The sequence below is a fragment of the Cesiribacter andamanensis AMV16 genome (genome assembly GCF_000348925.1).
Lineage (GTDB): Bacteria > Bacteroidota > Bacteroidia > Cytophagales > Cyclobacteriaceae > Cesiribacter > Cesiribacter andamanensis.
In genome coordinates this window covers 1-12,254 of sequence record NZ_AODQ01000131.1, presented here as the reverse complement: position 1 = coordinate 12,254, position 12,254 = coordinate 1, and the positions used below count along the sequence as shown (strand labels likewise).

The window sequence follows — 12,254 nt, the reverse complement described above, 5'->3', positions numbered from 1 at the left end:
CTGTAACCTCTGGTCGGGCTATGCCCGGGACCGGGAGCGCGATGCTGCCCGCCACGGCGCCTCCTGCCCCCTGTGGTGCGATACCGATTTTACAAAAGAAGGCAGTACCGCCTACAGCCTGCCCGAGCTGGTGGAGGCCATTACCCAACTGGATGAAACCCAGTGCCGCTTCTGTGTGATCACCGGCGGCGAACCCCTTCTGCACATTGACGCCCCCCTGATCAAAGCCCTGCACGAAAAAGGGTATGAGATTGCCGTTGAGACGAACGGTACTGTAGCGCTGCAGAAGAATTGCTGGGATGCCGAAAGCCAGCAGCTGCTGCCGCCCGACTGGATTGCCTGCAGCCCCAAGCTGGGCCAGCAGCACCTGGCGCTGGAGTATTTTGATGAGCTCAAACTGGTGGTGCCCAGCTACCAGCCCCGCGATTTTCAGGAATTTCTGTTGCGCCAGCGCAAGCACCTGCGCTCCGGCCAGCTGGTACCCCTGCTGTGGCTGCAGCCCGAAGATGGCCCGCGCCTGAAAGAATCCATCCAACTGGCCGTAACCCTGGCGCTGCAGGACCCCGCCTGGCGCGTAGGCGCCCAAACGCACAAGCTGCTGAATGTGGAGTAGCTTAAAGTGTCTTCAACTACCATTATCAATCCCCCCTCTTGCGCCGTTCCACCTAGGCAAGGCTGCTAGCTTGGCGTGTTATTCCTGCAGCGCATCGGCCCAGGGAGGTGCGGTCCCGGCGGTCTTTGGCATGGGGGCACGTTTGTCAAAAGTAGTGGCGTCTACCGTAATGCCCCGGACCAGTAGGTTAGCCTGCTGGAGGCCCGGCAAAGCGCCAGGGTCCCTTACTGCTGCTCCTGCCGGCGGGGTCGGCGGGGATCTTTCTTTTCATGGGCAGGGTCTACCACATGGTCGTATACATGAAAACTGTACTCCTTTACCAGCTCCTTGCAAAATTCCACCCCGCGTACCGTATTCCCATGGTCGTCGATGGGTGGTGAATAAATGGCAATGCCCATCAGGCCCGGCACTACCACCATCAGCGCACCTGATACGCCACTTTTGGCCGGTAGGCCCACCAGAAAAGCAAACTCACCCGAGTAGTCGTACATGCCGCAGGTGAGCATCAGGCTCAGGCAATCCCGTACATCATCTGACTTAAAGATGCTATCGCCGGTGGTAGGGCATCGCCCGCCATTGGCCAGCGTAGCGGCAGCCAGCGCCAGCTGATCGGTAGTTACTTCTATGGAGCAGCTTTTGCGGTAAAACTCAATGGTTTTGTAGAGGTCCGTATCTTGCGGAAAGGCCCCCTTTTCTTTCATGTAGTAGCTTAGGGCCATGTTGCGGCTGGAGCCCATATCGCCATTTTCATGAATCTCCCGATTATAGTCCACCGGCGTATTGCCTGACAGGCGGGACCAGATGTCCAGTACATGCTTTAGCCGTTTGGCAACGCTACGCTCAGGCTTGATCAGGGAGCAGGTCATGATGGCGCCGGCATTGATCATGGGGTTGTGAGGCAGGCCCTCCTGGTTGAGCACCAGCCCATTGTAGCCCCTGCCACTGGGCTCCCGGCCTACGTGCCGGTGTACGGTCTGCTCGCCCCTTTCGTGCAGGGCAATGGCATAATTAATGGGCTTGCAGGCCGATTGCAGCATGAATTTCCGCTCATGATCGCCCAGCCGGAAACGCTGCCCGTCAATGGTGCAAACTGAAATGCCGTAGCATTTGGCTTCAGCCTTGCTACCGGCCTCCCCTTCGGTAATCTTTTTGGTTTTGGTATAGTACCTCTCCACATCCTGGCAGAGCTGCTTAAAATCCGGAATGCTAAGCTGGTTGAGCAGCGCCTTTTTGACCAGCTCCTGACTGCGGCCCTCCAGCAGCTCGGCAAAGGAGGCAGCATCCAGTTCCCCGGGGTCTTTTTTGGCATCTTTGCGCAGGAAGTCGGCCAGTTTTTTTTCCAGACGCGCGTCGTCGCTCTGGATACCCGCATCCTGCAGCCGGCCCAGCAGCTGCTGCCTGTTAAGAGTACCCTTTTTGCGGGTATCCAGCGAATCAAACAGGGATTGGAGATCATCTGGCAACGCCCGGGCTTCTGCTTTCTCTGCCGGGCTGGGGGTATTTTTGCTGGCGCGTGTTTTCGGGGCTCTGTCTTTCATGGGTATGCGGATGTGTAGTTTTGGGCCTTTGCGCAGCCCATCTACAAGTGATACGGCAAAGCCGGCAGAAGGATAGGCGCAGGGTGCCAGCATCCCCTAAAGGTAAGGCGGCAGCCTGCTACTTCTGCCAGCTTGCTCAATAGCAGGCAATGCTTCTTTGTTTGCCGGGGCGGAGCTGGCCAGGGGGAGATTCCACAGCTTTGGAGCGGAATTCTACCCCAGTGTGTTGCGGCAATCCCCAGCCTTCCCCAGGGCCAAAAATTCCCCAAAATTCCTAAGCTGCTGGATACAAGCAGCTTAGGGTGTTGAGGAGTTTTCTGGCACAGTTTTTCTATTTAGAGCTGGCAGATGTAATTTTTAAACTTGACATACCACATGAAAAAGACCGTATTAACTTTTGCAGCCCTGGCCTTTGGAATGGGCGTAGCCTTTGCACAAACCACTCCACAGCAAGAGCAGGAGCCTGTATCAACAGAGCAAACCATTACCTACGATAGATTATCCAATACCCTGGAAGAGGCCGAGCGCCGTGTGATAGCCGTAGAAGACCTGCCCGAGGCGGTGCAGGAGCAGCTGGTGAGCGGCGAGTTTAGCAACCTGACCATACTGGCCGCTGCCGAACTGCAACCCGTAGCCAATACCCAAAGCCCAACCTCCGGCCTGCTGTATGAGATTGCCTTTACAGCTCAGGGGGATGCCGCTGCCGCTGAAACTGCTGCTGCGGATGCCCAGGCGACTGCTCAGCCCGGCCTGCTGGTGTATTTTGACGAAGAAGGCAAGGTAGTATCCCGCCTGCACAAAACAGCAGAAGAAGATCAGGAGTAGCACTCCGGCCTTAGTTGCTTACCCAATGTACTTTCTGCCTGAGGCTTCCACCCTCATTTTTCAGGCAGCTGACTCCAAATTTTTTAGTATCTTCAACCAAGGCGGGGCTCCTCAGGGGGCCTCGCTTTTTTTGGTCCCTGCGCCGGGCCGCAGATAACCTGAGAAGTAGCCTGCCCGGGCAAGCTGCTATTGCCGGGCAATTTGCCGGCCGCCCGCCCGGGCACACCCCTCTCGTTTTATTGCAGCAGGCCGATCAGTTCTTCATTCTGGTAATGGCGGGCATATTCCAGGGCCGTATTGCCCCAGCGATCTGTGCGGGCCTTGTCGGCGCCGCTTTTCAGCAGTAGCCGCACCATCTCCGTCTGGCCATAGACCACGGCAATCATCAGGGGGGTAAAGCCCTCGCCCAGGCTGGCCGCATTAGGGCTGGCCCCTTTCTTCAACATCCACTCCAGCGCCGCCAGCTGCCCCTGGGGTATGGCGCTCATGATGGCGGGGATGCCCTCCAGCAGCGAGCGGTAGTCCAGCTGCAGGGGCCCGGCTCCGTACAGCTGCTCGGCCGCCTGCAGATCGCCGCCGGCCAGCGCCTGTGCCAACTGCTGGTAGCGCTCTTCCTGTTTCTGCAGCCGCTCAAACTGCTGCAGCACCTCCAGCGTTTGGGCATCCTTTTTGGCCTGGATCTCCGCCAGCTGCCAGTCGTGGAGCTCCTGCTGCGGGCTGGCCCCCCTGTGCATGAGGTAATACACAATGCGGGCATGGCCATTGAAGGCCGCCAGGTAGAGGGGAGAAACACCAAAATCCGTTGTCAGCCTGAGATCGGCCCCCTGCTCCAGCAGGTAGCGAACAACCGCATAGGCCCCCTCCCGGCAGGCATAGTGCAGGGCGGTAAATCCCTGCTTGTCTTTCTGATCCGGCTCCACCTCGCCCGACTCAATCAGCTCCTGCACCGTCTTGAGCTCCCCGGCCCGGGCGGCTGCCATCAGGCGGCTCAGGTAGCTGTCTTCCTGCTTGAGCAGGCTGATGTCCTGGTAGAGGTTGGCCTGCCGGAAATTGGGCCGCTGGGCGCCGCTGGTCAGCTGGCGGGTCATGGTGGCAATGTAGGTCTTCACCTCTGCCAGCGAGACCTGTTTATCGCGGTTGGCATCGGCCTCGCCTGTTTTAAGGGCCCGCAGCAGGCTGTAGGTAAACACCCCATTTTTAAGGCTGCCCAGCTCATAGGCGTACTCATTGCCCGAAGAGGCCGCCAGAATATCCACCCCCTGGCCCTGGTTAAAATGATTGAAGGCAAAATGGAGGGTTGATGCGCGGGGCGGGTCGCTCACCTGTGCCGCTCCGCGGATGGCTACTGCCCGCTGCCCCTCCTGGGGCACATGCACGCTATCGGCCGGGCTCAGCAGGTCATCTACAAGTCCGCTGTGGCAGGCATCAATAAAGATCATTTTTTTTCGGGAGGCGCTGCCGGCCACCACTCCGGCCAGGGTTTCAATCGGGATGCCTTCCAGCGCCGGCTTGTTAAAGTTCATGCCATGGGTGGCCAGGTAGTAGGTATTGGCCGCATCCAGCACCCCATGGCCGGCAAAGTAGCACAGCACTACATCGCGGGCTGTAGCGGCCTTTAGCAATGTACCAATGCGCTCCGGCAGCCCCTTGGTCACCTGCTCGTTGCTAAAGGTTTCTACCACCACCTTCTCATAGCTGCTTACGGTTTTAAAGAATTCGCTGAGGTCCTGCGCATCCTTGGCAGCGTATTTAAGATCAAAGCGGCTTTCTTTATAGGCCGATACCCCTATGGTGATCACATAGAGCGTGCCTGCCCGGGCGGGTGTGCTGTTCACAAAGAGGTAATCGCCGGGCGTTTCCAGTCCCTTTGCATCTACCAGACACAGGCGGATGTGATTAACGGCATCCACCAGCTCCAGCGAAGTGCTAAACACCCCCCCTGCCGGCAGCGGGGCCAGGGGCTCTACGGCCGTGCCGTTTACATACACCCGGATGCCCTTTGCGGGGCTGCCCCCTTTGGGCAGGGCGGCCCTGAGCGAAACGGTAGCGGTGGGGCTAAAGAAGGGTAGCTGCTCCTGCGCCAGGATGCGGATATCGGCGCCGCTTTGCGGAAAGGAGTAGCGCTTTGCCCGCCGGTCGGCCCCCTGTTTCAGCAGCGCTATGTCGTCGGGATCGGCATAGCCCAGGGCGGCCAGCACTTTATCCGGACGGTGAAAGAGCGCATCCATTTCGGCAATGGAGTAGCTCAGCTCCTCGCCCGGCAGGCCTAGCATCCTGTAATAGGCATTGTCGCCCATGTAGTGGCCATCGGGCATCAGCAGCAGGTAGCTGGGATTTACAGCGGCCAGTTCCTCAACATCGGGCCGGCCATCCAGCAGAATATCCACCACCTTGCCTCCCCGCGCCGGATCCCAAACCGACAGGATGCCTTCCTGGCCCAGGCTGTAGAGCAGGCCGGAATGCGGATCGGCCTGCAGCCTGGATACCCCATACTGGCGGCCCAGCTCCAGGGCTCTGCCTTCCTTCAGGTCCCAGGCTACCAGCCGGTCGGGGCGCTCATAGCCGGCTATGCTGTAGCAGAGATAGCGCCCATCGGTGCTCAGCACATAGTGCTCCCCTCCCGCAACAGCATCCGGAAAGGGGCTTAGCAGGGCATCATCCGCCAGCGAATAGATCCCCTCTCTGCGCACATAGCGCCTGGCATCCGGCATCAGCCAGATAGCATCGCTGTAGCCCACCGCATTGTTCAGGCTCCTGAGCAGGCTAAATTTAGCCAGATCTACGGCATTCACATACAAATCGCCATGCATGCGGGTGGCGAAGTAAAGCACCAGCAGGCGGCTTTCGGCATGGTACTCGTAGCGCTTCAGAAAGGTCTCCTGCCCGGAGGGCAGCTCAAGCCTGATGCGCTTTGCCCGCTTGCCCCCCGCCTCCAGAAGCTGGAGCTGATCACCCCCCTCAAAGAGGACCGTCTGCCCGCCGGGCAGCTCAATCCGGCAGGAGTCCCGGTTGGAAAAGCGAAGATGTGCCCCCTTCTGATGTGCATAATAGGAAGCCTGGCGATAGGTCTGCTGTGAGGGGCGGTAGAGCTTTTCGCCAGCCGCCTGTCGCTCATACTCCCGGTAAGCCCCCGGGCGGTACTGGTAAAGGTCTTCAAATATGGGGCCTACCGTTTCCAGCCGGCTGTTTGCCAGGTTGAGCAAAAAGGCCGGGTTGGAGGCGGATGTGCCGGAGAGCAGCAGCAGCTTGCCGGGCGTATCGGTAAAGTAAAAATCATCAATGGGTAGCTGGTGGGTGCCAATGGTAAACAGATCGCCCTGCCGGCGGTCTACAAAGCGCACCTCTTTCCCCACCAGAAGCGCAAACAGCTCGCTGCCGGCATGGTACGCCAGCAGGGGGTCTACCGCTGTTCGCTCCAGAGAGCTCACTTCCGGCGACTGCAGGGGGTAGGTGATATCGCCCAGCACCCGGGCCAGGCCATAAGGTCGGTTCTTCACACTGGCGCCCCGTCCGACGCTACGGGTATTGGCCAGCCAGACCGCCCCCTGCCGGTCCAGCACAAAGGGGTGGTTAAAGCGCATGCGCAGCGCCCGGCCCATCTCGGCATCCGACTGGCTGAAGAAATCCGCTACCGAGCGGCTGCTAAGCACCTTCTCCTGCCGGGGGCTGTACCAGAGCAGCTGCTGGTTGGAGAGCAGCACCAGGGTATCGCCCTGCAGGCGCATGTTGGCAAAGTAATTGCCGGTGCCCGGGGGGCTCAGCTTGCGGGCAAACACCCCTCCCTGCTGCTTCCATAGGCCCTGGCTGCAGGCTGCCCAGATCGTTTCTCCCTCCTTCAGCAGGGCATTCAGGTACTGCTCGCCGGGCAGGCCGCCCACCTGCTGCAGCACCTGGCCCGCTGCCGAAAGTTCCACAATGGTTTTGGTACCCTTACAGCTGTAGGGAATCAGCAGGCTTTCGCCGGCAGGACTTAGCTCCAGCAAGCGGGGAGTGGCCAGCTGGCAGCCGGGCAGCTGCGGCACCAACGTAGTGCCCACAATGGCCCCGGAAGGAAAGCTGCGCTTGTGCACCAGCAGGCTATCGCCGGCTGTGCTGCTGGTATAAAAGTAGGGAGCTGTGGGGTGTGTACGTAAAAAAGAGGCCTCTACCCCCCGGATACGCTTCAGGGGAATGCGCTTTTTCAGATCGGTGATAATGGCGCTCTTATCATCGCCAATGGTTACAAAATAGCGCCCATCGGCCGAAAAGGCCATTTGTTCAATGTTGTAGCGGCTGTGCCATTCCAGCAGGGCAGGTACGGGGCCGGGCTGCTGTGCATGCGCAAACAGGCAGCAGCTGAGCAGCAGAAGGAGGCAGCCGGAAACACAATGCTTCATAAAGCGGGAGGATGAAGGGATAAATTTATCCTTTGTTATCCTAAAAGCCTACAAATGAGCCACTCTCCTCAGAACTATTTCTGATGCTGCGCCGGCATGCCGCGTGGAACCAGGCTAGTTATGAGATAACAGCTTAGTCATAGCCGGGGATGTTCAGGCCCAGCACAATATCGCGCTCGCCCAGCCAGAGCGCCCCCTCTTGCCAGAGCTGCAGCAGGCCGGAGCTTCCCCTGGGCGCCCGCTCCCGCTGGGCCTTTGTCAGCAGGGGGTCGTCGGCAAATACAAAATCATCGATGTAATAGGCGCTGTAGCCCGGCGGTTTAAGGGTGGCATGAATGTGGGCGGGCTCTGTGCGGCCGGGATAGGCGCCGGGCCGCAGGGTATAGAAGCGGTAGCGGCCATCGGGGCCGGTTTTAATCCACCCCCTGAGATAGCCGTGGCGGCGGGCCCAGCCCTCTTCATCTCCCCGGGTGGGGTAGCGCCCCTGGGCATTGGTGTGGTAAATGTAGAGGATCACCCCCTCAGCCGGTGTTTTGCCATCGGGCTGGTAGATGATGCCTGTCAGCAGCAGCCGGGTGCCCTCCTCTCCAAAGTCAGGCAGGGTATCGGTAGGGCTGAGCACCTTATTGCCCCATTCATACAGCGCTTCGCAGCCCTCGCAGGGGCCGCCCACGGGCCGGTCAGCAGGGGCTGCCATTTGCGGATTTGGCTGGCCGTTGCAGCTGGTCGCAAGCAAGAGCAGCAGCAGAAACAGAAGGGGCTTTTCCATACGAGCAGGGGGTATAGGGGATGCTACATCCATAACGTAGGGGCAGGGGCCCTATTGTGGGGCAGCCGGCTGCCTTGCCAGCGGGCCTAAGCTGCTGCCAGGGCCCGTGCTACCACCCCCTCTTGCGCTCACATGAGGGGGATGGACCTGGCACAGTGCCTGTAGCTAGAAGCTATCTCATAAACAGGTTGACTCCACATGTCATCCCGGTGGGGCCGCCTAGGCGCAGGCCGGGATCTGCCATAATTGGAGACCACCTGGCTTATTTTTACCATTAAAGGTAAGGGATCCCGGCCTTTGCCGGGATGACGACCTTAATCAAAGGTATTTATGAGATGAATTCTAGTGTAGTTCTCCCCTTTTCTCAATAGGCCTGATCGTGCACGCTTTTCACCGCCCGGCCCGAGGGGTCCTGCAGGGCTTTAAAGGCTTCGTCCCACTCCAGGGCAATGGCGGTGCTGCAGGCCACTGATTTTTCAAAGGGAACGCAGCGGGCGGCCTCATCGCCGGGAAACAGCTCGCTGAACAGGCTGCGGTAGTAATACTCCTCTTTGGTGGTGGGGGTATTGAGGGGAAAGCGGTGGCGGGCATTTTTCAGCTGCTCATCGCTTACCCGCTCGGCGGTTATCTTTTTGAGGGTATCAATCCAGCCATAGCCCACCCCATCCGAAAACTGTTCCTTCTGCCGCCAGGCCACTTCCGGGGGCAGGTAGTCTTCAAAGGCCTTGCGCAATATCCACTTCTCGATCTTGCCGCCGCCGGCCATTTTATCGGCCGGGTTCAGGCGCATGGCCACATCCATAAACTCCTTGTCCAGAAAGGGCACACGCCCCTCTACCCCCCAGGCGGCCAGCGATTTGTTGGCCCGCAGGCAGTCATAGAGGTGCAGCTTGCCCAGCTTGCGCACCGTTTCCTCATGAAACTCCCGGGCATTGGGCGCTTTGTGAAAATAGAGGTAACCTCCAAAGAGCTCATCGGCCCCCTCGCCGCTCAGCACCATCTTTACCCCCATGGATTTGATCACCCGCGCCAGCAGGTACATGGGCGTAGAGGCCCGAATGGTGGTCACATCATAGGTTTCGATGTGGTAGATCACATCCCGCAGGGCATCCAGCCCTTCTTCCAGTGTAAAATGCACCTCATGGTGCACGGTGCCTATGTGGTTGGCCACCTTGCGGGCAGCGGCCAGATCGGGCGAGCCCTGCAGGCCTACGGCAAAAGAGTGCAGCTGCGGCCACCAGGCCTCCTGAAGGTCGCCGCTCTCTACCCGACGGGCAGAGAATTTCTTGGCCACGGCCGACACAATGGACGAGTCCAGCCCGCCCGACAGCAGCACCCCATAGGGCACATCCGACATCAGCTGGCGGTGCACGGCATCTTCCAGCGCCCGTTTCAGCAGCTGCACATCGCTGGTGTTGTCCTTCACGGCCTCGTAGCTGGTCCAGTCGCGCTGGTACCACTTCTTCATCTCCCCCTCCGGGCTATGGAGGTAGTGGCCGGGCAAAAACTCCTCTATGCGCCTGCACACACCGGCGAGGCATTTCATCTCGGAGGCTACGTAAAAGTTGCCCCACTCATCCCAGCCCGTATACAGGGGAATGATGCCCATATGATCGCGGCCGATCAGGTACACATCCTTCTCCTGATCGTAGAGGGCAAAGGCAAAGATGCCGTTAAGGTCTTCCAGAAATGCGGTTCCCTTTTCCCGGTACAGCGCCAGAATCACCTCACAATCGCTTTGGGTCAGAAACTCATAGGGCTGGGCCAGGTTTTTGCGCAGCTCCTGGTGGTTGTAGATTTCGCCGTTTACGGCCAGCACCAGCGTGCCATCGGCGCTGTAGAGGGGCTGGCGACCCGAGGCAGGATCAACAATGGCCAGGCGCTCGTGCACCAGTATGGCCTTCTCGCTCAGGAACACACCCGACCAGTCGGGGCCGCGGTGCCGCTGCCGGCGCGAGAGTTGCAGGGCCTGCTCCCGCAGCTGGGCAGCGTTTTGCTTCAGCTCAAAAATGCCAACAATTCCACACATGGGCGTAGAGGGTTAGGGGAAACGCTAAAAACAGGACCAGAGCGGAGGGGGCGCTTGCTTGCCGGCCGGCCTAAAAAATAGCCGGCGAAGCAGCCGCTCATGCCTGGCCTCCTTACCAAATATACCCTTCTGCCCACACACCTACAATGCCTGCAGAGGGCACCGGGGCCCGCGTGGGGTTTGTACTTTTTCCGTAATCGATTGAAATTAACCAAAGACGCTCTGCCAGGGGGTGCCGGGGCTGCTAAAAAATTTTTGGCAGTACTGCTTTTTTCATTCGCCCACCCGGCTACCCCCTTAAACCAAAACCACCCGCCTGCACTTAGTCAATTTTGTAAAAAGTTGAATTTTTCTGAATTTACATCAAAAGCCTGATGTTCAAGCCATATCCATAACCCCCGATTATTGCAGAACCTATCTTAGCTATGAATTTTCGCATCGGCACATGTACGAGGAGCCACATCCTCGCCACTATTTTTTTGTGTTTTCTTTTTTTCGCCTGTCAGAACCGCAACGGCGACCCCCTGTCTGCTCCTACCGGCAGTACGCTGCAGGGCGACGGCCAGCAGGTAGATACCAGCCAGCAGCTGGTGGTACCGGCCTGGTTTACGGCCGCCAGTGCCCGCCAGCTGGGCCAGGAGCTGGACTCCATCTTTGAGCAGCTGCACCGCAAAAAAGGATTTAACGGCACCGTGCTGGTGACCAAGTGGGACCAGGTGGTGTACCGGGGCGCCTTTGGCTATGCCGATCTGAAGAAAAAAGACACCCTGAGCACCGAAACCGTTTTTCAGCTGGCCTCTGTCTCCAAGCAGTTTACGGCCATGGCCATTATGATGCTGAAGGAGGAGGGCCGCCTGGACTATGACGACAGCCTGCACCACCACCTGCCCACCCTTCCCTACCGGGGCATTACCATCCGGCAGCTGCTCACCCACCGCTCGGGCCTCTCCAACTATACCTATTTCAGTGACAAGCTCTGGCCCGACCGCAGCCAGTACATGACCAATGAAGATGTGCTGCGCCTGATGGCCGCCCACAAGCCCGATCCCTACTTCCAGCCCGATGTGCGCTTTGATTACAGCAATACCGGCTATGCCCTGCTGGCCTCGGTGGTAGAGCAGGTGGCCGGCATGCCCTTTGCCCGTTACCTGCAGACGCGCATTTTTACCCCCCTGAAGATGCACAACACCTTTACCTTTAGCCCGGAAGAACTTGAAAAGCGCAGCAATGTGGCCACCGGCTATACCGGCGGGCGCCGCCTGCGTACGCCCGATTACCTGGATGGCGTGTTGGGCGACAAGGGAGTCTATTCAACCGTAGAAGACCTGTACAAATGGGACCAGGCCCTGTATACTCAAAAGCTGGTAAAGCAGCAAACGCTGGAAGAAGCCTTTACCGGCACCCGCCGCAAGCGCAAGCGCGATGAAGATTATGGCTTTGGCTGGCGTATCCGGGAGCTGGAGCGCGGCGATACCGTGGTGTACCATGCCGGCCTGTGGCACGGCTACGCCACCTATATGCTGCGCAACCCCAAAGAGCACAGCGCCCTTATAGTGCTCAGCAATGTGCCCAACGGCAGCCTGCGCTTTGTAAAGGAACTACAGGAATACCTGCACCCGGCCCGGCCGGAGGCCCGGCCGGCCGGCAGCATTGCCACCGCCAGCCCCAGCCCTGCCAGCCGCAGCGAACAGGAGGAGGAGCAGCTAGAGGGGGGCGACCCCGCCCCTTAAGAGCAGAAGGAGAGGGATCTTAAGATTGATGAAGGTAGTTAAGCACCTTACCTAAGCCTAGCCGGGCGCCCCTAGCCGGGCGCCCCTAGCCGGGCACCCATTCCATGGTGGCCATTCCATGGTGGCCATTCCATGGTGGCCATTCCATAGGGCTATAGAATGGATGAGGTAACTAGATTCAGTAATGAGTCCTACTGTAAGATAAATTATGGGTTTATTATATTCGGAATTTTCCAAACGGTATGAATCCCCCTTGGCGAAGGGGGCGTAGGGGGATTGAAATAGGTTTGCATTTCTCAAGTAGTTCCCAGCTATTATCGATAAGGATTAAAGCGAGTAACTGAGGCTTTCGATAAAAAATGTACAATCCCCCT

General features: G+C 58.8%; 8 protein-coding genes. 3 read left to right on the top strand and 5 right to left on the bottom strand.

The window, feature by feature from the left end; all coding sequences use genetic code 11:
- The coding region (locus ADICEAN_RS17590; protein ID WP_040397968.1) for a 7-carboxy-7-deazaguanine synthase QueE at positions 1–613 on the top strand (613 nt) is incomplete at its 5' end.
- A 78-nt stretch (positions 614–691) separates the two neighbouring features.
- Here ADICEAN_RS17590 and ADICEAN_RS23610 read toward each other — a convergent pair.
- Both ADICEAN_RS23610 and glsA read right to left on the bottom strand, forming a co-directional pair.
- Positions 692–823, bottom strand: coding sequence for a hypothetical protein (locus ADICEAN_RS23610; protein ID WP_262486197.1), 132 nt, complete (start codon positions 821–823; stop codon positions 692–694).
- A 14-nt stretch (positions 824–837) separates the two neighbouring features.
- Positions 838–2,244, bottom strand: a complete 1,407-nt coding sequence (gene glsA / locus ADICEAN_RS17585; RefSeq protein ID WP_009197003.1) for a glutaminase A — start codon at positions 2,242–2,244, stop codon at positions 838–840.
- Between the two features lie 282 nt (positions 2,245–2,526).
- Here glsA and ADICEAN_RS17580 point away from each other — a divergent pair, with 282 nt between their 5' ends.
- Complete coding sequence (locus ADICEAN_RS17580) at positions 2,527–2,976, top strand: hypothetical protein (protein ID WP_009197002.1); 450 nt, start codon at positions 2,527–2,529, stop codon at positions 2,974–2,976.
- 236 nt (positions 2,977–3,212) lie between these two features.
- Here the strand turns inward: ADICEAN_RS17580 and ADICEAN_RS17575 are convergent, their stop codons facing one another.
- From ADICEAN_RS17575 to asnB, 3 genes are all read right to left on the bottom strand, one after another.
- Positions 3,213–7,352: an ankyrin repeat domain-containing protein gene (locus ADICEAN_RS17575; protein WP_009197001.1), complete on the bottom strand. Its 4,140-nt coding sequence runs from the start codon at positions 7,350–7,352 to the stop codon at positions 3,213–3,215.
- Positions 7,353–7,485: 133 nt separating this feature from the next.
- Positions 7,486–8,121, bottom strand: coding sequence for a dioxygenase family protein (locus tag ADICEAN_RS17570; protein WP_009197000.1), 636 nt, complete (start codon positions 8,119–8,121; stop codon positions 7,486–7,488).
- Positions 8,122–8,485: 364 nt separating this feature from the next.
- Positions 8,486–10,150 carry an asparagine synthase B gene (asnB, locus tag ADICEAN_RS17565; protein WP_009196999.1) on the bottom strand — a complete coding sequence of 555 codons (1,665 nt, stop codon included), beginning with the start codon at positions 10,148–10,150 and terminating at the stop codon, positions 8,486–8,488.
- Between the two features lie 479 nt (positions 10,151–10,629).
- Between asnB and ADICEAN_RS17560 the strand changes: the two genes are divergently transcribed.
- Positions 10,630–11,880, top strand: a complete 1,251-nt coding sequence (locus ADICEAN_RS17560; RefSeq protein ID WP_236612950.1) for a serine hydrolase domain-containing protein — start codon at positions 10,630–10,632, stop codon at positions 11,878–11,880.
- Positions 11,881–12,254 lie beyond the last annotated feature (374 nt).

Excerpts from the sequence above, each read along its gene's own strand:
- ADICEAN_RS17575 (WP_009197001.1), bottom strand. The coding sequence starts at position 7,352 with ATGAAGCATTGTGTTTCCGGCTGCCTCCTTCTGCTGCTCAGCTGCTGC.
- ADICEAN_RS17570 (WP_009197000.1), bottom strand. The coding sequence starts at position 8,121 with ATGGAAAAGCCCCTTCTGTTTCTGCTGCTGCTCTTGCTTGCGACCAGC.
- ADICEAN_RS17580 (WP_009197002.1), top strand. The coding sequence starts at position 2,527 with ATGAAAAAGACCGTATTAACTTTTGCAGCCCTGGCCTTTGGAATGGGC.
- asnB (WP_009196999.1), bottom strand. The coding sequence starts at position 10,150 with ATGTGTGGAATTGTTGGCATTTTTGAGCTGAAGCAAAACGCTGCCCAG.
- glsA (WP_009197003.1), bottom strand. The coding sequence starts at position 2,244 with ATGCTGGCACCCTGCGCCTATCCTTCTGCCGGCTTTGCCGTATCACTT.